This window comes from Clostridium perfringens (assembly GCF_016027375.1).
In the GTDB taxonomy this organism is placed as follows: Bacteria; Bacillota; Clostridia; order Clostridiales; family Clostridiaceae; genus Sarcina; species Sarcina perfringens.
Window position 1 is genome coordinate 3,222,978 of sequence record NZ_CP065681.1, and the last position, 24,120, is coordinate 3,247,097.

A 24,120-nucleotide genomic window follows, 5' to 3' on the forward strand; every position below is an offset into this window, starting at 1 on the left:
ACTAATTCCTATTAATTTATAAAAAATAATAACCTTATTTATTTCACACCTGGAATATACTTAGTTAAGTTAAAGGAATTAGAAATTATTTTCCTAGCTTCTGAAACATCTTTAATTTCTTTTAATGCAATTAATTGAATTATAATATTTCCAATTGCAGTAGCCTCTCCTGGTCCAGCTATTACTTCTTTCCCTGTTATATTTGCAACTAATTGACAAAAAAATGTTGCTTTAGCTCCACCACCAACTATATATATTTCTTCAAACTTTTTGTTTGTAATCATCTCAATTTCTTTAATTGTTTCTTTATACTTATAAGCTAGACTTTCATAAGCACACCTAAAGAATTCTTTTGGTTCTTTTGGTACTTTTTGATTTGTTTTTTTACCATATGATATTATTCTTTCTCTCATGTCACCTGGCTCTAGAAAACTTTCATCATCGGTATCAATTATGCATTCATTACATGAAACTAAACTAGCCATATTAGCTATTTCTTCGTAAGAATAGTTAATCCCCTCTTCTTCATAATTCCTTTTTAATTCCTGTATTACCCAAAGGCCTGTACAATTTTTTAACAATCTAGTTGTTCCACTATGTCCACTTTCATTAGTCAGATTAAACTTAATTGCCTGCTCATTGAGTATAGGTTCATTTAACTCAGTACCAATCAAAGACCATGTACCACATGAAATAAATAAAAAGTTTTTTTCAGAAGGAACACTTACAACAGCACTAGCAGTATCATGTTGGCAAACATTTATAACTTTTATATTTCCTAATCCTAGTTCTGATTTAGTTGTCCCAAGAAAATTCCCCTCGTTAACTATTTCAGGAAACATTTGGCTAGATAATTCAAAACTATCTAAAACCTCTTTTGACCATTTTTTTGTATGAGGATCAGTAAGTTGAGTTGTTGATGCTATACTACATTCTGCAGCTATTTTACCAGTCAATAGATAATTAAATAAATCTGGAATCAATAAAACAGTTTTAGCTTGATAAAATAATTCTGGATTCTTTTCTCTTAATGCTAATAATTGAAATAATGTATTTATCTCCATTATTTGATTTCCTGTAATCTTATAAAGTTCTTTTAAAGAAAATAGACTAGCAACCCTTTTTAAAATGCCTTTTGTTCTACTATCCCTATAATTAGCAGGAAAGGTAATTAAATTTCCATATTCATCTAACAAACCAAAATCTACACCCCAAGTATCAACTCCAATACTTTCAACTTCTGCAACCTTTTTTGCTTCCATGATACTTTTTTTAATTTCAGAAAATAAATAATCTGTATTCCAACTTAGAATCCCTCTTTTATAAATTGGCTTATTGGGAAATCTATTTACTTCTTTTAAGGCTATCTTTCCATCTTTTAATTCACCTAAAATTGCCCTTCCTGAAGAAGCTCCCAAATCAACTGCTAACACACTCCCCATGCCACTTCTCCTTATTAATAATTTTTTCCAATTTGTTTTACAAGCTTATTATACTAAGCCTAAACTTATTGTTTCAATACATGAACACAACGTTGAAAACCTTTCAATTTTTTACAATAAAAAGTTCAAATTTGTTCAAAAATGTGCTAATTTAAATGTATAAATATATTTAAGGGTAGGGGGAATCCATTATGCTTAAACAAGATAGGTTAATGGAAATAACTAATATTATTCAAAATAAAAAAAGAATTCAAATTAAGGACTTAGCTAAATCTACTTTTTCTAGTATTTCTACTATACGTAGAGATGTTATTTTTCTGGAAAAGCAAGGTTTAATTAAAAGATTACATGGAGAAATCATTTTAAATAATTTCAACACTGTAGAACCATCTAAATTTTTACGCGAAAGCGAAAACGTAATCAAAAAGAGAGCTATAGCTTCGCTTGCAAAAGATTTTATAGCACCTGGAATGTGTATTTATTTGGATTCTAGCACTACAGTATATGAATTATGTCCATTTTTATGTGATATTGAGCACCTTATAATTTTTACAAACGGGCTAAATACAGCCTTAAGACTAGCAGAATACGGAAATCCAACAATGAAAATCTTTATAACTGGTGGAGAAGTAAAGCACTTCTCTTCTTCTGTAGTTAACTTAGATATTGAAAATTCATTACTTAATCACTTTAATGTTGATATAGCTTTCTGTTCAGCAAGGGGAATTGATGAATCTAATGTATATGAAGTAAGTCTTAGTCAAGCAGTTTCAAAAAAAAGAATAATAGATAAAGCAAAAGAAACTATATTACTAATAGATAGTTCAAAATTTGAAGTAACTGGTTTTTTCAAAATTAATGACTTGAAAAAATATAAAGCAATTATATCTGATAAACTTCCAAGCCCCAAAATCTTAGCTGCTGCAGAAGCTTTAGATATTGAATGGATTAGTGATACAGATATATCTTAAACAATATATAAAACTATCATTATTTTTCTCTATAATTAGATATTAAAAAGTAAAAAACAGTAGGTAGTATTGCTTTTTACACAAAACTATCTACTGTCATACATCTAAAACTCACCTTTGCCCCTAATTTATTAATTAGGAATTCTCCTTTAAGTAGATCATAAATCCACCATATAATTAATATTAAAAGAAAGCAATCTATAAATAACCATGTACTCATAATAACTCCTTAATCTTATTCTTTAGCTAGCAAAGTTAAACCTATTTAAAGGCCATACGGTTATTTGAGCTTTTCCTAATATATCATCACCATCTATATATTTATCACTCCAATACCTTGCATCTTTGCTATTATCTCTATTATCTCCTAATAAAAGATATTTGTCTTCTGGAACTTCAAAATTCATATTCACTTTCCCACCTGGGTATTTTATATAAGGCTCATCTAACTTTTCATTATTTACATTCACTGTTCCATCATCTTTTATTTCCACCTTATCTCCTGGTAATCCTATTAGTCTTTTTATCATTCTTTCATCAAATTCCTTTGAATAAAAAACTATCATATCTCCTCTTTCCATCTTAGATAAATTATGTATTCTTGTAGCAAAAAGTTGATCTCCCGGCTCAATAGTTGGTGCCATGGATGGAGTTGGAACTACTATTTTAAAAAGTAAAAATTTATTTATAAGAAGTGTTAATACTATTGCTGCACAAATAATAACTACGTACTCTTTTAAATTTTTAGACATTCTTATTCCCCTTTCTAAACCTAATTTTTTATTATAATTAATTACATCTATTATATCATTAAATACATTTTTTTCTTTAATTTCTTTTAAAATACAAATTATTCCCCTAAAAATTAATTTTAATTAGATAAATATATTAAATTAAAAATAAATTTTATTTTTTAAACAAATTGTAAACAAAACTTTCTCATTAGGTCTATGAATTTTTTGTGAATATGTTATTATTAATATGAACCTAGTCCACAATGAAAATTAATTTTCACATATTAAAGTAAATCCAAACTTTAGATTTCTTTTAATATATGAAAACTTCAACTTAAGGACAGGCTATAAAATTTTATTCTAATTTAAGAAAGAAGGTTTTTTTATGCCTAAATTATTAATTCCAGCTATTATATTTATAACATTAGCATTAATATTTTATACAATTGGTGTTTGGAGCGAGCATAGAGCAGGTATCTTAAAGAAAAAACATGTAATAATCTTTTGGTGTGGTTTAGTATGCGATACTCTTGGAACTTATACAATGAGTAGAATCGTTGCTGCAGGAACTGACAAAGGTATTACTCCAACTGATTTATTAATACATCAATCAACAGGTATGCTTGCTATTATTTTAATGCTTATACATGCTGTTTGGGCAACAATTGTTTTAAACAGAGGTAGTGAAAAAGCAAAAGCTATATTCCACAAATTCAGTTTAGTAGTTTGGTTCATATGGCTTATCCCATACTTTGTAGGTATGTATATCGGAATGACATCATAATAAAAAATACTCCTTTTAAACTAAGTTTAAAAGGAGTATTTTTTTATTAACTTTTATATGCTAATTAAATTTTCAACTTATTTTATTCACAAACCTTACCTGGATTTAAAATATTATTTGGATCAAAGGCTAATTTTATTCCTCTCATAATATCCATTGTGGCCTTATTTAAGGATTCATTTAGATATAATCTCTTAGCTAAGCCTATTCCATGTTCTCCAGAGACTTGTCCATTAAGTTCTCTTTGTTTTCTATAAAGTATTTCCATAGCTTCATTAAGTTTTTTATGCCATTCATCCTCTGATAATTCATCCTTTAATATATAAATGTGTAAGTTTCCATCACCAGCATGTCCAAAACTTCTTATTCTAACATTAAGTTTTTTCTCTACTTCATTAGTGAATTTTACAAACTCTGCTACCTTATTTCTTGGTACAACAACGTCAACCTCATCTAAATCACTTGTTGATGCCTTTATGGCTTCTAAGAAAGCTCCCCTAGCTGACCATATTGATTCTTGTCTTTCTTCTGTATCTGATATAAATACATCTAAAGCTCCTTCTTTTAAACATATGTCAGCTACTTTTTCATAATATCCTTCAACCTCTTCCTTTGAGTTTCCATCAAAGCTTAATATTAAATAAGCATTTGATGAATTATCAGGAAATTTCTTTCCTAAGAATTCCTCTGCTGATATTATTAAATCTCTTTGCATAAATTCTATAGCTGTTGGAATATTCTTTGATTTTATTATTTTAGGCACTGTTTCTATGGCACTTTCTAAATCATTAAATGGAACTAAAAGGCTTATTACCTTCTTTGGAAGTGGTAATAGTTTTAATACTATTTTTGTTATTATTCCTAATGTTCCTTCTGATCCAATAATTAAATCTTTTAAGCTATATCCTGAACTATTTTTAACAACTTTTCCACCAAGCTCTAAGACTTCTCCACTAGGAAGAACTACTTCAATTCCTCTTACATAATCCCTTGTTACTCCATATTTAACAGCTCTCATTCCTCCTGCATTTGTACTAACATTACCACCTATGGTTGCTGTTTTTTCTCCTGGATCTGGTGGATAAAATAAATCATGTTCCTCAACAAATTTAGCTATTTCCATAATAAGAACTCCAGGCTCAACTGTAAGAGTTAAGTTATCTTCATCTAACTCTAATATTTTATTCATTCCACTTAAATCTAATAAAATTCCTCCTAGTATTGGAACTGCTGCTCCAACAAGTCCAGTACCAGCTCCTCTTACAGTTACAGGAATATTATTATTATTTGCATATTTCATTATTTCTACAATTTCATCTCTACTCATAGCCTTAACAACAATATCAGGCATATGCTTTTCTGAACCTAACTCATCATGAGAATAGTCTTCACTTATTTCTTCTCCAATAAATACTCTTTCATTATCATTTATTATTCCTTTTATAAATTCAATTCCACTTTCATTTATTTTGTTATAACTCATATTAAAGCACCCCTTCCCCTTTTATTTTTTCAATAAGTTTAGGAACAATTTCATAAATATCACCAACTATTCCATAGTGAGCAACCTTGAATATAGGTGCTTTTTCATCTTTATTTATGGCAAATATATAATCTGCATTGTTCATTCCTGCTACAAATTGAATAGCTCCAGAAACTCCACAAGTTATTATAAGTTTTGGTCTTACTGTTCTTCCGCTTAATCCAACTTGTCTATTAGCATCAGCCCATCCATTTTCTATAAGAGGTCTTGTAACTGCAAGCTCTCCACCTAATAGATCAGCAAGCTCTTTTATGATTTCTAAATCTTTTTCTGATTTAACTCCTCTACCAGCTACTACTATTACCTCAGCATCTGATATACTGTGTTCTTTAGGTTTTTGTTTAATTTCTTTAACTTCTATATCTGATTTTAATTTGTCCTTTTCTATTTCAAAGTACTTAATTTCTCCAGTACATTCCTCATTTCTTTCAGGAGCAGACATAACTTTATATCTAACAGTTGCCATTTGAGGTCTTGAATTTGGAGTTACTATTTGCGCCATAATATTACCACCAAAGGCTGGTCTTATTTGAACTAAATCTGTATTTTCTTTTATATCAAGTATAGTACAATCTGCTGTAAGCCCTGTTCTACATCTAGCGGCTACTCTTGGGGCTAATGATCTACCTAATGTAGTGGCTCCTACTAAAATTGAACAAGGTTTAATCTTGTTTATAAAGTCATAAAAGACAGCTGTATATGGCTCAATTCTAAAGTTTTCAAGCTCTTTATAATCATATACAATAACTTCGTCTACTCCATAATGTAAAAGCTCTCCAGCCTTATCTTTTATTCCATTCCCCATAAATAAACAATAAACTTTTTGATTAACCTTATCAGCTAATTCTCTAGCTTTTCCTATTAGTTCTAAGGTAACTGGATGAATTTCTCCATTTACATGGTCAACATAAACGGCTATACCTTTCCATTCATCCTTATTTACTAAGACCTTATTCTCATCTTCAACAAACTCAAAGGCTCCTTTAGGTCCTTTTCTAACACATACCTTACACATTCTACAACTTGCATTTATTTCAACTTTCCCATTAACTATTTCCATAGCTCCAAAGGGACAAATTTTTATTACACTATTTGCATCCTCTATTTTATCTTGATGAACAACTAATCTTCCCATAACTCTTACCCCCTATATAAACTTAAGCTCTCTTAATTTATCTTCCATTCTTTCCCTTAATTCAGATGAATCTCCTGTCCAAATTTCATGGTCATCATTATTGCTTGGTGGAAATATTCTTTCAACTTGAGTTGGTGACCCATTTAAACCATATTTTTTCTCATCTTTATCTTCAAAATCATTTAAAGATATTACATTTATTTCTCTTTCATCTGTTTCAAGTTTCTTTTTATAGGAAGGTAATCTAGGTTGAAAAATATCTTTATCTACAGTTAAAAGACAAGGATATTTTACTTCTAGTACCTCTATTGTATTAGGCATATCCATTTCAACTTTAATAAAATCATCATTAACATCTAATATTCTTCTAACATTAGCAACATGAGGAATTCCTAAATATTCAGCCATTTCAGGTCCAACCTGTGCTGTATCTCCATCTGTAGTTTGTTTTCCACAAAGAATAATATCAAAATCTCCACATTTTTTAACTCCTTGTGATAATGTATATGAAGTTGCTAAAACATCAGCCCCAGCAAACTTTCTATCTGAAACTAAGGTTCCTTCATCAGCTCCCATAGAATAAGCCTCTTTTATTACTGCCTTAGCTTGTGGTGGCCCCATACTTATAACCTTTATATTTCCACCTTTCTTTTCTTTTATCCTCAATGCAGTTTCTAAAGCATATAAATCATAAGGGTTCATTTTAGAATCTACTCCATCTCTCTTTAAAACCCCTGTTTTTTCATCAACCTCAACCTTTGAAGTTCCTGGAACCTGTTTAATACAAACCATAATCTTCATAAAAATCACTCCATTCCCTTTATAAATCCTTTAATTTTACTACTTTAATAATTGAGACTTTAATTAACAAACATCAATAAACGTTTTCAGAAATTACACAAAAATTAGGCTTCCTAAATAGCTTATTAAACCTAATAAGATTACATATACTATACATACTTTTAATGTTGAATTTAATATCTTTCCTTCTTTACCAGCTAGTCCTGTTGCCGCAGTGGCCACAGCTATGCTTTGAGGAGATATCATTTTACCTGCAGTTGCCCCACAAGTATTTGCTGCCCCTAGCCATGCTGGGCTTATTCCTAAAGAATTTGCCGCCTCAGCTTGAAGAGAACCAAATAATACATTGGCGGATGTATCACTTCCTGTTACAAAGGTTCCTAAAGCTCCAATAAAAGGTGCTATAAAAGCATAAAATGAACCTGTTATCATAACTAATACTGTTGCTATAGATGCAACCATTCCACTATAACCCATGACCTTAGCTAGAGCTATTATTGCAAGTATGGTTATGGTAGATTTACTCATTTGTTTAATCGTCTTCAATAAAATTTCTACCATTTCTCTAAAAGAGGCTTTTTGTATAAACCCTCCAATAAATGAAGCTATTAATATTAATATTCCAGGAGTTGTTAACCATACAAAAGTATATGGTTTAGCTCCAACACCAGTATATATATTAACTGATGTCCTTACTTCGCTTAATTTATTATATAAGCCTGGAAATAAAGGACTAATTCCTATTATTATGACTAATATTAATATAAATGGTGAAAAGGCTACTAAGACACTTTTTAATTCAAACTTTTCTTCTCTTTTTGTTTCTTCATTATGTTTATAGAATTTTTTTGCTATAAAAATTGTAACTAATAAAGAAACTATTGATCCTAAAACTGCTGGTAATTCAGGTCCTAAAAATTTTGCTACAAGGACTTGAACTATGCCAAAGGAAAGGCCAGAGGCTAAAGTTATACCAAAGACTCCTTTTATCCCCTTTAAACTTTTTTCAGTTAAAGCTACCAATGCAAATGGGATTAATACCACAAAGAGAAATAATTGTAGTACTACATAATAACTTAAGGATTCTATAGGAATTCCTGATACATTAGCTAAGGTTATAACAGGAAGACCAATTGCTCCAAAGGCTGTGGGAGTTGTATTAGCCACTAAGCATATAACAGAGGCAAAAAAAGGATTAAATCCTAAGGCTGCCATTATTCCAACTGGAATAGCAACGGCTGTTCCAAAGCCTGCCACAGCTTCTAAAAAGCCGCCAAATCCCCATGCTAGTATAAGAACCAAAATTCTTTTGTCATCACTAACACTTATTAACATTGATTTGATTACTTCCATGGCCTTTGTGTGAACTACTAAGTTATAAGTAAATACTGCCGCTATAATAACTATCATTATTGGCCATATTCCTAGGGCAATACCTTCTAAGGCTGCTGTTAAGGAGTCTATAGTAGGCATTTTCCAAATAAATATGGAAAGTAAAATGGTAATTATTAAAGCTATGGGACATATTTTATGAGCTGGAATTTTAAGAACTCCTAAACCTATAATTAGAATTATTATAGGTATAAGAGCAAGAAAAAACATAAGATACGTATTCAATTCTTTCACCCCTCATAATAACTTTATACCATAAAAAATTTTGGTATGACCAATTTTCTTTTATAAAATATAGCATATTATTTAATATGCTATATTGATATTTATTACTAAAAGTCTCTTTTTATACCCTAATTTAACCTTATACCTTTTAGATATTTTAGTCAATTTTTACAGTTATTATATAGGCTTATAATAGGTTAAAATTCACTTTAATTTTAGATAAAGTTTCTATTACTAAATATTTTCCTTTATTAATTGGAAATGCTCTTGCATATGTTTATATGCAGAATAAGCATCTCTATTTTTTATAGCTAAATATATTTTTTCATGAAAATCTAATAGCTTTCCTCTATTTCTCTCATCACTTAAAATAGCTCTTCTTCCTTCACTTATAAACTTATCAACTAACTCAGATACCCCTTCTAACAAATTAGTTATAAGTACATTATTTGCACCTTTAACAATTATGCTGTGAAATTCGCTATCAATTTTAACATTCTCTTCTTCATCCCTAGATGTCTTAAACCTCTCCACAAGTTCACCAAGCTTTTTTAATTCTTCATCAGATATTCTCATTACAGATAAAAATATAGTAGACAATTCTAAAACTTCTCTTAATTCAAATATATATTTATTTGTTCCATTTTGAAGCATAAATACTATTGAAAGCGGTTCTAATAATACATCATCAAACTCTTCCCTTATATAATTACCTGCTCCCTGTCTACTTTCTATTAATCCTACAACCTCTAAAGCTCTCATGGCTTCTCTTATAGAAGTTCTACTTACTTGAAGCTCTTCTGCCATAACTCTCTCTGTAGGAAGCTTATCTCCTTTTTTTATCTGTCCTACTCTAACCATTTCTTTTATTTGATCAACAACCTGCTCATAAACTTTCATGTTTTTAACTGGTTTAAACATCCTAACAATCCTTTCTAAATAAAGCCTTCTAGCTTTTCTGATCTTCTATATGACTTGTTTATTATATCTTTTGGATAACCTATATATTCTAGTAATTTTATAGCATTTCTAGTTTTAGATACTCCTCTTTTTAGCTTATAATCAAAGCTTAATCCATTCTTGCTATCAACATTTTCACTAAAATAATAAAACTCATAACTTTCTTTTAATATGTCAACTAATTCTCTATCATGAGTAGCAACTATAGAAATACTATTTTTATTATTGATATAAGTAAGAATTTCTGCTGAAGCTGATATTCTCTCTATTGGATTTGTCCCTCTAAAAATCTCATCAATTGCACAAAATACTGGTAACTCCTTATCTAAAGCTCTTATTATTCTTAAAATTGATTCTGCTTCGGCCATGTAAAAACTTTTACCAACACTTAAATCATCATTTGGACTAATTGAAGTAACTATATTAAATATTGGCCCCTCATATTTTTCTGCTAAAACAAAATTAAAGGCTTGAGCAAAAAGCATATTTACTCCTAACATCCTTAAGAAAGTTGATTTACCTGACATATTAGTTCCAGTAAGAACAATTCCTCTCTTACTCATGTTTATGGAGTTAGCTACTGGATTTTCTATAATTGGGTGTATTCCATTTTTTATTTCTAATGTTATTTCTCTTATGAATTTAGGTCTAGTTATCTTATCCTTTTTTTCTTCTTCATAACTTCCAATAGATATTATTGCTTCCATTTCACCTAATGTTTTATAAAGGCTTAAAATTGAATCTTTATTTTTCTCTATTGAATCAGCAATTTTATAATATGCAGTTTCTTCTAGTAAAAATAATACAGATATAAATTCAAATACTCCACCCCACATATTAATAAAGCTAATCATTATAGTATTTCTATCTATTGATTTTAAATCTTTTAAGTTTTCTCTTATCTTTATATTAAAATCATCTAAATTTTTATCATTAATTTTAACTATCTGCTTAGATGCCTTTATTACTCTTCTTAAATACATAAGCCCATTAGCCTTAATACGGTCTCTTTCCTTACTATTTATATAAATATTAAGGAAGGTTACAGCCATTAAGCCAAGCATTGCACTTACGCTTACAAAGATTGCAGTAAGTATTAATATTAAAGGCAATATCTTTCCTGTAATTGTATAAAAATAATATTTAAACTTATTAGATTCTATTAGCTTTTCATTAATCATATCTAACAAGCTATTCTTTTTATCTCTTCCTAACTCAAAAAATATCCACATAATCTTAAATCTTACTTCTTCGTTTTCTTTAAAGTACTCTATTTCTTCTCTTCTCTTATTTAACTTTTTTTCATCATTTAGTGGATTTCTAAGCATTGAATAAAGGGAAGCTTCTCCTAAACTACTATAATTTCTATCTAATTTTGAATAAACCTTATCTAAATCTAAATCATTCCATGTTTGTTCATCTATATGGTATTCTTCTTTTTCGTTCATATCATATAGTGTTCTTATAGCTTTTAGGTTTCTCTTTTTATCCATTTCTACTGCATAGTCATGCTTTAATACTTTTAACAACCTCTTATCCATATAAAACTCCTTACCCTAAAAAAATTTGATGGTTTTATTATATCTTCTTTTACAATAAAAGTGAAATTTTAACCAATTATGATATAATTTATAAACTTTAATTTTAAAAAACTTATATGATAAGTAGTTATTAAAATATATAAAAATTTAGCTTTCTATTAAAACTTAGTATTAAAAAGTATAAAGTTTAAAACTTTAAACCCAAGTTCAAATACTTCATTTACATCAACTTGAGAAAAATCATGGCCACTATTTTCTAAGGTAAGTATTTGAATATCGTTACCCATATCCTTGCTCTTATTATATAAGTTCATTGAATTACTGTATGGAACCAACTTATCTTGACGTCCATGAACTATTAAAGTCTTTGGTAAGTTAGGCTTAACATAATTTATTGGACTATATTTATCCATGTATTCTGTTATACTTTCTTCCCCTCTTAATTGCTTTTCAGTTTTCTCTATTGAATTATTTAAATCCCATGAAGCCATAGTCATGTCTAAGGCACTAAGTTCAGTTGGTCCAAAGAAATCTACAACATATTTAACCTTTGATGGATAGTTAGAAAGTTCCTTATCATCAACAAATTCATCTTCCCCACTATATGTGGCTAACAAGGATAAATGTGCCCCAGCAGAAGCCCCTATAACTCCTATCTCATCAGTGTTGAATCCATAAGTTTCTTTGTTTTTATAAACCCATCTTATGGCATCCTTAACATCTGAAGCTTGTTTCTTAAAATCAACCTTATCAGTAGCAAGTTCATACCCTACACTTATTATGGTATATCCTTCTTTCCTAAAAGAATCTAAAAGAGGTGCTATAAGATCTGGTATTTCTTTGTTCCCATAAACCCAACTTCCTCCATGAACATAAAGAATTACTGGTGATCCATGTCTTAATTTCTTTTCTGGTCCATAAATATCTAAAGTCTGAGCTTTGCCATTAGTATCTTTATAAACTACATCCTTAAAATCCATATCCTCACTCATTTTAATGTTCTTTAAATCCTCAATACTAGGTGGATTTTCCTTAAACTCTAAATACTCTTTTCCTATGTTTATATAAAAACCTATTTGTCCTCTAAAATAATAAGCTAAAGCTCCCATTATAATTATTAAACTTAGTAATATAACTTCTACTACTTTTAAAATTTTTTTCATTCTCTCCCTCCTTATAATTTTAATTTTTCCTATACTTCATTTAAATATTCACTTTAACTCATTATGAATATCCAATGATATTTGCATATATCTTAAATTGTCTATATATTTAAAAAGAACAAATTAAAATTTTGTAATTTTAATTTGTTCTTTACTAAAATAATATCAAATATTCTTATTTTATTATTTATAAAAAGGTTACGTTTTTATAAATTATTATAACCTTTTATAAACCTCTAATCCTTTTTTCATAAGAATTTTATATAAAACTAAGCTTACTATTAGCAAAATACTCATGTCTATTAAAAATACTATTAATGGGCTTTTGGTAACAATTAAACCTATATTAAACCCTCCTATTACTAAGCAAATTAACATTACTAATAATGGCTTAAAATTTTTACTATATAAATTCTTTGTATCTGTCCATTCTAACTTAGGTGATAAATAATCTAGAATCATTCCCACCAAAGATATTGTAGCTATTGTTCCCATTTGTACTAATAAACTCATTACGATAACCAATGGTGATGCCTTTAAATAAATTAATATAGCTATTCCCAATATAAGTGCTAATCCATTTACTATGAAAGAAACTATAAGCTTAGATTGAATCTGTACCTTATAATCTACTGGAATGTATTTTGATATAAGTATTTCTTTTCCTTCTCTACTTAAGGCTGTTGATGCAACTGAGTTACCTGATATGGTTAATGCTGTAACTATAAAAGTAGCCGCCATTATTATTGTATCCTTTGCTAATTGAGTATCATTTACTAAAATATTTCCTTTAATAAAGAAAATAAATATAAATATAGGCATATAAACAATCATAACAACACAGTTTATAAAGTTACTGGGGTCTCTTAATATTGTTCTAAGCTCTCTTAATACCATTGCTTTTCTTACTGAACTCCTTACAACAACCTTATTCTTATTATTTTCTAGTATATTCTTTCTCTCGCTATATACATTTAAATTTCTACTTAGTATCTTGTTATACATTGATTTTCCTAAGAAATATGCAATTATTAAAGCTACTATTGATATACCAATTAAAAGACCTAAGTTTAATAATCCCTTTAGAGAATTACTATAAAGTAATGCTTTTACACTAAAGGTAGTAGTTATGAATATTTTATTAGTTAAGTCTACCAATGCTGTTTTATTTCTTAGTGCCACTGAAACATTCTCTGAATTTAATCCTGTTGAATTTAAAGAGTACACTCCTAAAATTAAGACTATTCCTAATGTACCAAATATTATTTTAAAAGTATTTTGATATTTAGATACATTTATGAAACTCATTAAAATCATAGTTATTAATATACAAAATATTACTATTATAATTGGAGCGAATAAATAAACCGGAATAATCATAAGAAAATAAGAAAATCCTATCTTAGCATTTAATCCAAAAGAGATTAAGGGAATTATTGTAATGCTTAAATAAATATACATATCCACTAAACATGTTATGAATTTCCCTATCATTATTTCACCACTTTTAAATGGTAATGGCATTAAGGGTTCTATATCCTGTGAAAAGAAAAATGAATCTAAAATATCATAAACTCCTAAAACCAATAAAGTTAGTGATCCAATTAAAAATATAATTGAAAGAAGATATCCTTCTTGTCCAATACTAGCAAAGTTAGGGTACATAGAATCTATCATATTAGCTATAGGTGTAGATATTCCTATTATTATTAAGATATACATAACTATAGCTAGATTTCTAGATTTTATGTTACTAGAAGCATTATTAAAAGAGTTTCCTATAAAATATTTCAATAATAATTTAATTCTATTCATTTTCAGTAATCTCCAAGAACATTTTTTCTAGTGATTCATCACCCTTAAATTCTTCTTTTAACTCTTCTAATGTACCTACAAAAATAAGTTTCCCTTTTTTTATTATGCCTACCCTATCACATAACTTTTCTGCGACTTCTAAGACATGTGTAGAAAATAATACAGTATTTCCTTCACTTGCATGCTCTCTCATCATCTCTTTTAATATATATGAGGATTTTGGATCTAATCCAGTTAAAGGTTCATCTAATATCCAAATACTAGGCTTATGAATTAAAACACCCATTATTATTATTTTTTGTCTCATTCCATGAGAATAACTTTGAATTTTATCTCCCAAGGCATTAGTCATTTCAAACCTTTTAGCTAAGTCTTTAATCCTTTCTTCTCTATCTGACTCGCTAACATTATAAACGTCTCCCATAAAATTAAGATACTCTATTCCTTTATATCTTAAAAACATATCTGGACTATCAGGAACATATCCAAATTGCATTTTAGCTTCTACAGGATTTTTACTTATATCAATATTATTTATTTTTATTTCTCCCATAGTAGGCTCTGTTATTCCTGTGATCATACTTATTGTAGTAGTCTTTCCAGCTCCATTTGGTCCTAATATACCAAATATCTCACCATCTTTAATTTCTAGATTTAAATTATCTACAGCTTTTACTCCTTGTGTGTATTCCTTATTAACCCCTTTTAAACTAATCAATATTCCAATCCTCCTTAACCTTTTAGTAACATTATTTTAACACAATATATATACATATTATAGTTTCAGATACAATTTTAACCACAAAAACCTTAATGCTTAATAAAGTCTTTAATTTTAGTTTATATTTAGATAAAAATTTCACATAAATCTATCCTCTATTTATGTGAAATAATAAAAAGAAGCTTGATAAACTTATATAAGTTTATCAAGCTTCTTTTTAAATTATATTTAATTAAGATTCTCTAGCATAAGCTATACCTACACTCTTAACTCCTACATGTACACCTATAACTGCACTTATTTCACCAATCATAGAGTCTAAATCTAATTCTTCTTTAAGTCTTTTAGCTAAATCTTTAGCTTCATCCTCAGCTAATATATGACATACAACTGCTTGCTTTATTCCCTTTTCCTTTAAATCCTGTTTAACAACTTCTACAATCTTATCTATTGCTCTCTTTTTAGTCCTAACTTTATCCATCACAACAACAGCGCCCTCTTTAACTGTTAGAATTGGATTTATTTTAAGCATTTTTCCAAATAAAGCTGCAGCTCCACCTATCCTACCGCCTTTTTTAAGGTTATCTAAAGTACCTGGAACAAATATTATCTCTGATTCTTCTATAGTATTTCTAACTATTTTTGAAACCTCATCAAAGTCTTTTCCTTCTTGAGCAGCCTTTGCTCCTTCTAACACACCAATTCCAAGTGCCATTACTGAAGTTTGAGAGTCTATAAGATCAATCTTAACATCAGGATATTTTTCTAAAATCATATCTTTTATTATATGTGATGTTGTGTATGTTCCACTTAATTTAGATGATATAAACGCTGCAACTATATCATGACCATCCTTAGCAAATTTTTCAAAAGCATTATAAAACTCATCCATTGGTGGTTGAGATGAGGTTGGAAGTTTATCACATTTAGCTAATTCATCATAAAAAGCTTCACTATCTATATCAACTTCCTTATAACTTTCTCCATTCATTATAACGCTTAAAGATACTATCTCTACTCCGTACTTTTCTGCTAAATCTTTTGGTATGCAACTAGTGCTATCTGTAATTACTTTAACAGCCATATATTCCTCCTAAAACTTAAATACATTCTTTTAGCTCTTTTAGATTTTCTTATAAAATTAAAAACTATCATATATATATAATTAACTCTAATATTCCATTTAATTATATACTTATTTTTTATTTACATTATAATATTTATCTCTTTTTGTATTTATTTTTATAATCTATTATTCATTTTAACATCTAATTTTAATTTGTAAAACTCTTTTCAATACAATAATTACTTTAATAAACACAATTATGTAAACAAAGCTAAAAATATTTATTTAGAGTTTTCTTTTAAATCCTTTATTATATCTCTAAGTTCAGCAGCTCTTTCAAATTGAAGATTTTTAGCCGCTTCCTTCATTTCTTCCTCATATTGCTCTATAAGTTTTTCTATAGGAATATCTTTCTTAGCTGCCTTTTTAACTTCACTTTCATAATTTTCTTTTTCTTCTGAAACCTTAGTAGCTTCAATTATATCCCTAACTCCTTTTATTACAGTAGTAGGAGTAATATTATGTTCCTCATTATACTCCATCTGAATAACTCTTCTTCTTTCAGTTTCCTTAATAGACTTATCCATAGATTTTGTAATATTATCTGCATACATTATTACTTTACTTTCTGAGTTTCTAGCCGCTCTACCTATGGTTTGTATTAATGAAGTTTCAGATCTTAAGAATCCTTCTTTATCAGCATCTAATATTGCAACTAAAGCTACCTCAGGTATATCTAAACCTTCCCTTAAGAGATTTATACCTATTAATACATCAACCTCTCCAAGTCTAAGTTCTCTTATTATCTTCATTCTTTCTAAGGTATCTATATCTGAATGCATGTATGTAGCTTTAACATTTAAGTCTTTTAAATACTTAGTTAAATCCTCAGCCATTCTCTTTGTAAGAGTTGTTATAAGAACTCTAAATCCTCTTTGTACAGTTCTTTGAATCTCACCATAAAGATCATCAATTTGTCCCTGTATAGGTCTTATTTCAATTACAGGATCTAAAAGTCCTGTAGGTCTTATTATTTGTTCCGCCACAATCTCAGAATGATCTAGTTCATATTCTCCTGGTGTAGCACTTACAAAGACTACTTGATTTATTTTGCTTTCAAATTCACTAAATTTAAGAGGTCTATTATCAAATGCACAAGGTAGTCTAAATCCAAACTCAACTAAAGATGTCTTTCTAGATCTATCCCCAGCATACATTGCCCTAACTTGAGGTAGTGTAACATGGCTTTCATCTATAAACATTAAGAAATCCTCTGGGAAATAATCAAGTAAAGTTTGAGGTGGAGTTCCTGGCATTCTTCCATCTAATATTCTTGAATAGTTCTCTATTCCTTGACAATATCCCATTTCTCTAATCATTTCTATATCATAATTTGTTCTCTGCTTTAACCTTTGTGCCTCTAATATTTTATCCTCAGCTGTAAGAACTTTTAATCTATCTTCAAGTTCATCTTCTATTACCCTTATTGATTTTTCTAAGGTTTCCTCAGAGGCAGCAAAGTGAGATGCTGGAGTTATACTAACATGTTGTCTTTCCCCAATTATATTTCCTGTAAGAACATCAAACTCTCTTATTCTATCTATTTCATCTCCAAAAAATTCAATTCTAATACCCTTAGAAGAGGAAGATGAAGGAATTATATCTAAATTATCTCCTCTTACTCTAAATGTTCCTCTAGCAAAATCTATGTCATTTCTTTCATATTGTATTTCTATAAGTTTCTTAATAACTTCATCCCTATCCTTAATCATACCTGGTCTTAAAGATATTGTAAGCTTTTTATACTCTTCTGGATTACCAAGTCCATATATACAAGAAACTGAAGCAACTATTATTACATCTCTTCTCTCTAAAAGTGCAGAAGTAGCTGAGTGACGAAGTTTATCAATCTCGTCATTAATAGATGCATCCTTCTCTATAAAAGTATCTGTTTGAGGTACATAAGCCTCTGGTTGATAGTAATCATAATATGAAACAAAATATTCTACTATATTATCTGGAAAGAATTCCTTAAATTCAGCACAAAGTTGAGCTGCCAATGTCTTATTATGAGCTAAAATAAGGGTTGGTTTTTGAGTTCTTTCTATGATATTTGCCATAGTGAATGTTTTTCCTGAGCCTGTAACTCCCAAAAGAGTTTGCCCTCTATTACCATTTTCAATAGACTGAACTAAAGTATCTATTGCTTTAGGCTGATCCCCTGTAGGTTTAAATTTTGATTGTATTTTAAATTCTCCCATAATGTTTTCCCTCCTAACTATAAAAGGCTGTATCTTAAAACAATTCTCACCTTAATAGGTGAATCTTAGATACAGCCAAGTTAACCATTATTTATTTTTTACTTCTTCATCCTTACTGGCTTTTTTCAATTTTTCTAAAAATTCATCTATCTCTTTATCAAAGGATATTCCCTTAGGAACTAACACTATGCCAAACTGCTTTCCTCTATCCTCGCCTGTAATTGTATGCTTCTCAATATTTCCATTATTTTTTCTTATTTCAAGATCTAAACCATAAAAATTTCTCTTTATTGCCATAAATACTTCTTTTTCATTCTTAGGGATTTCTTCATTAATTTTAACTATTTTATCTCCACTTCTTAATCCCTTCTTGTATGCAATAGAATTTGGTAAAACATCTAAAATGCATATTTCATCATCATTTGAAAAATATAAAGGCTCTCTAAGAGACTCTAATTTTAGTTCCATTCTTATTCTAAGTTCATATAGTAATGGAATTAAAATAATTAGTGCAATAGTAAAAATAAAGCTTTCTTTTAATAAATAAGCTAATATTATAACTACTATACCATATGCAATATTAATTAATCCAGATGATATGGTCTTACATCTTTTACTTTGAGTAAACGTAGTTCCTTCATATGAAGTTGCTCCATAAGCTGCTAATGTTCCTAAGGCCGCAACACTCATTAGTGCTCTTGCTTTATCTCCATTAAAAAATGGTAACCACTGTGGTAAATCTTTAACTTCATTAATAATTGAATTTCCACTATTAGCTCCTAAAACAACTAATAAGCATAAAGGCAGTGCCCAAAATCTTTTAAAGCCAAATCCACCTACTAACTTTCCATCCTTTTGAGTAAAGATAGGTAAATAACCTTTGTCTCCATCTATCATTGCTAAGATACCCTCAACTATTGAAAAAACACCTATTAATACAATAATTGAAGTTAAATTAATAGAAAAACTAAAGCCCCTTCCAAAGTATTCAGTATTTTTACTTACTAAAACTCCTATAACCCCTAGCAAGGATGCTATATAAGGGAATTTAAGAAATCTATTTTTATATAAAACAGAAAATACTGATACTGTTAAAATAACATCTATTAAAGAACTATTTTCAAAGGTTACTCCTAAAATACTTAGTAATAAACTAGCTATTAGCCCTCCTAATATACCAATTAATATCTGAAGTAAAGTCATCTCAAGAGGAGATTGAATACTCCTCCCAAGCATTAACTTTTGCATAAAAGCTATCTTCCTATTTTTAAAATAAAATATTATAGCTATTACTATTAACATTAAAGACAAGGTAGGACTTACTAATGCATAAGATATACCTCTTATATTTTCTATAAGTAAATTCATTTTAAGTCCTCCAAAAATTTATTTATTTTATCTTTTCTTGTATGATTTCTAAGGCTTTTTCAAATTGAGGATCAGTACTTCTTGAATATGTCTTTTCTTTAAGCTCTTTTGGATATTCAACTGTAACATCTGGTCCTATACCCTTTTTGTGAATATTTTCTCCATTTGGAGTATAGTATTTTGAAATAGTTACCTTTAAAGCTGTACCATCTTTTTCTTGACCTATCTTATCTAAAACAACTTGAACTATTCCTTTACCAAAGGATGTTGTTCCAACTAGAGTTCCTAAATCATAATCTCTAATAGCTCCCGCAACTATTTCTGAGGCAGAAGCAGTACCTCCATCAATTAAAACTACTAAAGGCATTCCCTGTGCGATTCCGCCTTTAGATACACTTTCCTCTTTATTACCATACTTATCTATTGTAGACACTATAACCTTATCCTTTGGAACAAAGTTTGATACTAGGTCTACACATTCTTTCATAAATCCTCCTGGATTTCCTCTTAAATCAAGGATTAACCCCTTCATACCTTTCTCTTCTAAAGCTTTTAATTGAGTTTCAAAGTCTTTAGCTGTTCCCTCATCAAAAGCTAAAACTTCTATATATCCAATATCTCCATCAATCATTTCACTTTTAACGTTAACTGTTTTAATTACATCTCTCATAACATCAACGTCAAATTCGCCTTTACCTTCTCTATATAATGTTAATTTTATATTTTCTTTTGTAGTACCCTTCATCATTGAAACGGCTTTATCCAATTCATTTCCTGAAACTGGTTCTCCATTTACTTTTAAGATAATATCTCCAGTTTTTATTCCTGCTTTTTCAGCTGGCCCTCCTTGAATAGGAGAAATTACTACTATCTTACCATCCTTAACAGCTACTTGAATCCCAATTCCCATGTAGTTTCCTTGACTTTTTTCTTTAAAATCTGAAAATTCTTTTTCATTCATATAATATGTGTATTGATCACCTAAAGATGAAACCATACCCTTTATAGCACCTTCAGCTAATTTACTATCATCAATTTCTCCATCATACCATCTATAAAGCATTTCCCTTACTTCTAATACCTTTTTAAAATTTTCTGTATCATTTACCTTCTCTAATGAAGATTGAACTGCACTTACACTAGTTATAGGTAAAATACCAAAGGCAGTTAATCTATTCCCTGCATATACAGAAACACCAATTATTAAAGTTAAGGCAACACCCATGGCTAAAGCTCTGAATCCTTTTTTCTTCTTAAGATTTTTAATAATATTATTATATTTATTTTTTTCATCCTTATTGCGACTCATAAAAACCCACCCTTTCAAAAAAAAGCTTAAAATACGCTATATTTAAATAGTTTACGTATTTTAAGCTTTTTATATTCTATATTAGATATTAAACGTCTAAGAATTTTCTTAAAGCTATTATACTACCTATTGCACCAATAACAATACCTGCTAGTATAAACTGCCATGACATTGTTGTTAAAACATACATTGGTTGTACAAATTGTGGCATATATAGTGATGATGAAGATACAATTTTTCCATATAAGAAGTTATACCCTGCGAATAATAAAAGTGTTGAAAGAATACCACCTACAAGGCCGATTATAACCCCTTCTATTACGAAAGGCCATCTTATAAACCAGTCGGTTGCTCCAACGAATTTCATTATTCCTACTTCTCTTCTTCTTGAGTAAACTGTTATCTTTATTGTATTTACTATTAGGAATAGTGATACACCTACGAATACTACACCTAAAACTAATCCTACTGTATTAATAACTTTTACAAAGGAGTTTATAGTACCTATAAGCTCTTCGTCATTACCTACATCTTCTACACCAGCCATAAATTTATCATTAGTTTTCATAGCGCTTTCAACGCTTGAAGCTACTTCTGGGCTTTCTAATCTTACTATGTATGAAGCTGGTAATGGGTTATTTTCTTTGCTATATCCAGCTAAAATCTCTTTATTATAATCACTTGAACCTTCCATCTTTGCAAAGGCTTGATCTTTAGATTCAAATTCTACTTCTTTTACCCCTTGAACAGTCTTAAGTTTTGCTTCAACTGCATCCCTTTGCTCTTGTGTTACGTCATCTTTAAGGAAAACCTTAACCTCAACTTTGTCTTGAACATCTGTAACCCCATTTTTAACATTTAAAGCAGTTAATAAAAATGCTCCAAATATAAATAATGTAGTAAGAACAGTTGCTATAGAAGCTATACTTATTGTTCTATTTCTCTTTAAACTTTTGAAAGCATCTGATATGAAATATCCTATAGTACTAAACTTCATATTCATATCCTCCTTTCTGAACATCACTAACTACTTCACCTTTATCTATAGCTATAACCCTCTTTTTCATTGAGTTAACTATTTCTTTAGCATGAGTAGCCATAACTACTGTTGTCCCTGCCTTGTTTATATCATCTATTAATTCCATAATTTCTTTAGCTGTTTCTGGGTCTAAGTTACCTGTTGGTTCGTCAGCTATTAAAACTTTTGGATTATTAACGATAGCTCTTGCTATTGAAACCCTTTGTTGCTCTCCTCCTGATAATTCAGTTGGGAACATTTTATATTTATTAGATAATCCAACTAGTGATAATACCATTGGAACTCTCTTTCTTATTTCTTTTGGTGAAGCCCCTACTACCCTCATTGCAAAGGCAACATTTTCATAAACATTAAGAGTTGGTATTAATCTAAAGTCTTGGAATACCATTCCTATTTTTCTTCTATGATAAGGTATTTGTCTTCTTTTTATTTTAGATAAATCTTCGTTTCCCATAACTATGTTTCCAGTTGATGGTTCAACTTCTTTTAATAACATTTTTATGAAAGTTGACTTACCAGCACCACTCGGTCCAACTAAGAATACAAACTCACCTTTATCAATATTTATATTGACATTTGTAAGTGCTTTGACATTCTTATTATAGACCTTGCTAACATTCCTAAATTCTATCATTGTTAACACTCCTTAATAACTTTTTTCTACTCAACAAATTAAAATCTAAACAAATATTTAGAAAATATATATATAAATTTACCCGATTGCTATCAACACTAATCTATTTTACTATTTTACCCTACTTTTCTACATTAATCTACTTAATTTTTGTTAATATTTCATACCTTAATGTAAAGCATCTTAATTATATCATAACAAAGTTCTACATTTCTACTAAATCAAGAAAACCTTCTCCAAAGACTTCTTTAGAATCATTTACTGTTATAAAGGCTCTTGGATCTATTTCCTTAATTTTCTTCTTAAGACTTATAAACTGTCTTCTATTTACTACTACATAAAGTATTGTTACAGGTTCCTTTGAATATCCTCCAGTACCTTCTATTTTAGTACATCCTCTTTCAATTTCTTTCATTATTACCTGAGAAATCTCTTCACTTTTTTCACTAATTATTAAAAGTTGTTTACATGAGTTAAAACCTTCTATTATTTTGTCAATCAATATTCCCATTATAAAAACACCAATTAATCCAAATAAGGCTTTATCAACTCCAAATACTAGAAGTGCACATACTACAACAACACAATCTGCACATAAAAGTGATTTTCCTATTTCAATATGTAAATACTTATTTAATATTTTAGCTACAATAGCTGTTCCCCCTGTTGAGGAATTTTGGCTAAACACTAATGCTATTCCAAAGGCTCCAACTACGCTACCAAAGATAGTAGCTAAAAGCATATTTTCTGTTACTGCAAAAGTTGGTAAGAAGCTTTCTATTAAACTTATTGTTATGGATAATCCAAAGGCTGCATATATACTACGTCCTCCAAAGCTTCCACCTATAAGCCAAAATGCTAAAGCAAATAATATAACGTTAGCAACATTCATAAACATTCCTTGTGATATACCTGTTATCTTATTAACAACTAAAGCTAAACCTGATACTCCACCAGCAGCAATATCATTAGGATAATAAAAGTATTCTAAAGATATAGCTAAAAGAATTACTCCTAAAGTAATTATTCCATACTCTTTTAATGTTTTCATACTAATCTTCATTTTAAAAACCCCCTCTTAAATAGATTTATATTTAATTTGCTCTCCCCATTTTAAATTAATTATTAATTCATCATTTATATTATTGCCCTCAATTTTTAATATTAACATTTATATTCATATTTTGGCAATAAAATTCAAATTAATACTTTTTTT

21 protein-coding genes are annotated in these 24,120 nt (G+C 29.1%); 2 read left to right on the forward strand and 19 right to left on the reverse strand.

The annotated features are described in order from the left end of the window. Positions 1-38 precede the first annotated feature (38 nt). The gene (locus tag I6G60_RS14870; protein WP_011009733.1) at positions 39-1,442 is read right to left on the reverse strand and encodes a rhamnulokinase; all 1,404 of its coding nucleotides are present in this window, start codon (positions 1,440-1,442) and stop codon (positions 39-41) included. A gap of 191 nt (positions 1,443-1,633) precedes the next feature. On the opposite strand from I6G60_RS14870, the gene I6G60_RS14875 reads away from it, so the two are divergent. Further along, the gene (locus I6G60_RS14875; protein WP_011009732.1) at positions 1,634-2,413 is read left to right on the forward strand and encodes a DeoR/GlpR family DNA-binding transcription regulator; all 780 of its coding nucleotides are present in this window, start codon (positions 1,634-1,636) and stop codon (positions 2,411-2,413) included. A gap of 76 nt (positions 2,414-2,489) precedes the next feature. Here I6G60_RS14875 and I6G60_RS14880 read toward each other — a convergent pair whose 3' ends face one another. Both I6G60_RS14880 and lepB read right to left on the reverse strand, forming a co-directional pair. Next, positions 2,490-2,633, reverse strand: coding sequence for a hypothetical protein (locus I6G60_RS14880; protein ID WP_155759202.1), 144 nt, complete (start codon positions 2,631-2,633; stop codon positions 2,490-2,492). A gap of 22 nt (positions 2,634-2,655) precedes the next feature. After that, complete coding sequence (gene lepB, locus I6G60_RS14885; RefSeq protein WP_011009731.1) at positions 2,656-3,165, reverse strand: signal peptidase I; 510 nt, start codon at positions 3,163-3,165, stop codon at positions 2,656-2,658. A 367-nt stretch (positions 3,166-3,532) separates the two neighbouring features. Here lepB and I6G60_RS14890 point away from each other — a divergent pair, with 367 nt between their 5' ends. Further along, positions 3,533-3,931, forward strand: coding sequence for an HsmA family protein (locus I6G60_RS14890; RefSeq protein ID WP_003457995.1), 399 nt, complete (start codon positions 3,533-3,535; stop codon positions 3,929-3,931). 82 nt (positions 3,932-4,013) lie between these two features. Here the strand turns inward: I6G60_RS14890 and I6G60_RS14895 are convergent, their stop codons facing one another. The 16 genes from I6G60_RS14895 to I6G60_RS14970 all read right to left on the reverse strand — a co-directional run bounded on the left by I6G60_RS14895 (position 4,014) and on the right by I6G60_RS14970 (position 23,967). Beyond that, positions 4,014-5,414 carry an FAD-binding oxidoreductase gene (locus tag I6G60_RS14895; protein WP_011009730.1) on the reverse strand — a complete coding sequence of 467 codons (1,401 nt, stop codon included), beginning with the start codon at positions 5,412-5,414 and terminating at the stop codon, positions 4,014-4,016. 1 nt (position 5,415) lies between these two features. After that, entirely contained in the window at positions 5,416-6,609 is a 1,194-nt protein-coding gene (locus I6G60_RS14900; protein WP_003479049.1) for an electron transfer flavoprotein subunit alpha/FixB family protein, read from the reverse strand. A 12-nt stretch (positions 6,610-6,621) separates the two neighbouring features. After that, positions 6,622-7,410 carry an electron transfer flavoprotein subunit beta/FixA family protein gene (locus I6G60_RS14905; RefSeq protein WP_197925503.1) on the reverse strand — a complete coding sequence of 263 codons (789 nt, stop codon included), beginning with the start codon at positions 7,408-7,410 and terminating at the stop codon, positions 6,622-6,624. Positions 7,411-7,503: 93 nt separating this feature from the next. Continuing rightward, positions 7,504-9,027 carry an L-lactate permease gene (locus I6G60_RS14910; RefSeq protein ID WP_011009729.1) on the reverse strand — a complete coding sequence of 508 codons (1,524 nt, stop codon included), beginning with the start codon at positions 9,025-9,027 and terminating at the stop codon, positions 7,504-7,506. 234 nt (positions 9,028-9,261) lie between these two features. Continuing rightward, positions 9,262-9,948 (reverse strand): FadR/GntR family transcriptional regulator, encoded by a 687-nt coding sequence (locus tag I6G60_RS14915; RefSeq protein WP_197925505.1) that lies wholly within the window; start codon positions 9,946-9,948, stop codon positions 9,262-9,264. A 14-nt stretch (positions 9,949-9,962) separates the two neighbouring features. Beyond that, positions 9,963-11,528 carry a MutS family DNA mismatch repair protein gene (locus I6G60_RS14920; RefSeq protein WP_011009728.1) on the reverse strand — a complete coding sequence of 522 codons (1,566 nt, stop codon included), beginning with the start codon at positions 11,526-11,528 and terminating at the stop codon, positions 9,963-9,965. A gap of 158 nt (positions 11,529-11,686) precedes the next feature. Beyond that, positions 11,687-12,691: an alpha/beta hydrolase gene (locus tag I6G60_RS14925; RefSeq protein WP_011009727.1), complete on the reverse strand. Its 1,005-nt coding sequence runs from the start codon at positions 12,689-12,691 to the stop codon at positions 11,687-11,689. A 216-nt stretch (positions 12,692-12,907) separates the two neighbouring features. After that, the gene (locus I6G60_RS14930; RefSeq protein WP_011009726.1) at positions 12,908-14,506 is read right to left on the reverse strand and encodes a putative ABC transporter permease subunit; all 1,599 of its coding nucleotides are present in this window, start codon (positions 14,504-14,506) and stop codon (positions 12,908-12,910) included. Continuing rightward, the gene (locus I6G60_RS14935; RefSeq protein WP_111744004.1) at positions 14,499-15,224 is read right to left on the reverse strand and encodes an ABC transporter ATP-binding protein; all 726 of its coding nucleotides are present in this window, start codon (positions 15,222-15,224) and stop codon (positions 14,499-14,501) included. The genes I6G60_RS14930 and I6G60_RS14935 overlap by 8 nt, the downstream gene beginning before the upstream one ends. 235 nt (positions 15,225-15,459) lie before the next feature. Then, positions 15,460-16,311 carry a DegV family protein gene (locus tag I6G60_RS14940; protein WP_111744003.1) on the reverse strand — a complete coding sequence of 284 codons (852 nt, stop codon included), beginning with the start codon at positions 16,309-16,311 and terminating at the stop codon, positions 15,460-15,462. Between the two features lie 263 nt (positions 16,312-16,574). Next, positions 16,575-18,554 carry an excinuclease ABC subunit UvrB gene (uvrB, locus tag I6G60_RS14945; protein WP_111744002.1) on the reverse strand — a complete coding sequence of 660 codons (1,980 nt, stop codon included), beginning with the start codon at positions 18,552-18,554 and terminating at the stop codon, positions 16,575-16,577. An 87-nt stretch (positions 18,555-18,641) separates the two neighbouring features. Then, positions 18,642-19,922 carry a site-2 protease family protein gene (locus I6G60_RS14950; protein ID WP_111744001.1) on the reverse strand — a complete coding sequence of 427 codons (1,281 nt, stop codon included), beginning with the start codon at positions 19,920-19,922 and terminating at the stop codon, positions 18,642-18,644. A 22-nt stretch (positions 19,923-19,944) separates the two neighbouring features. Next, positions 19,945-21,231 (reverse strand): S41 family peptidase, encoded by a 1,287-nt coding sequence (locus tag I6G60_RS14955; protein WP_003458081.1) that lies wholly within the window; start codon positions 21,229-21,231, stop codon positions 19,945-19,947. 88 nt (positions 21,232-21,319) lie between these two features. Then, positions 21,320-22,228: a permease-like cell division protein FtsX gene (gene ftsX / locus I6G60_RS14960; protein WP_003457959.1), complete on the reverse strand. Its 909-nt coding sequence runs from the start codon at positions 22,226-22,228 to the stop codon at positions 21,320-21,322. Beyond that, positions 22,218-22,904: a cell division ATP-binding protein FtsE gene (ftsE, locus tag I6G60_RS14965; RefSeq protein ID WP_003458050.1), complete on the reverse strand. Its 687-nt coding sequence runs from the start codon at positions 22,902-22,904 to the stop codon at positions 22,218-22,220. The genes ftsX and ftsE overlap by 11 nt, the downstream gene beginning before the upstream one ends. Positions 22,905-23,109: 205 nt before the next feature. Next, positions 23,110-23,967 carry a YitT family protein gene (locus tag I6G60_RS14970; RefSeq protein ID WP_003458017.1) on the reverse strand — a complete coding sequence of 286 codons (858 nt, stop codon included), beginning with the start codon at positions 23,965-23,967 and terminating at the stop codon, positions 23,110-23,112. Between the last annotated feature and the right edge of the window lie 153 nt (positions 23,968-24,120).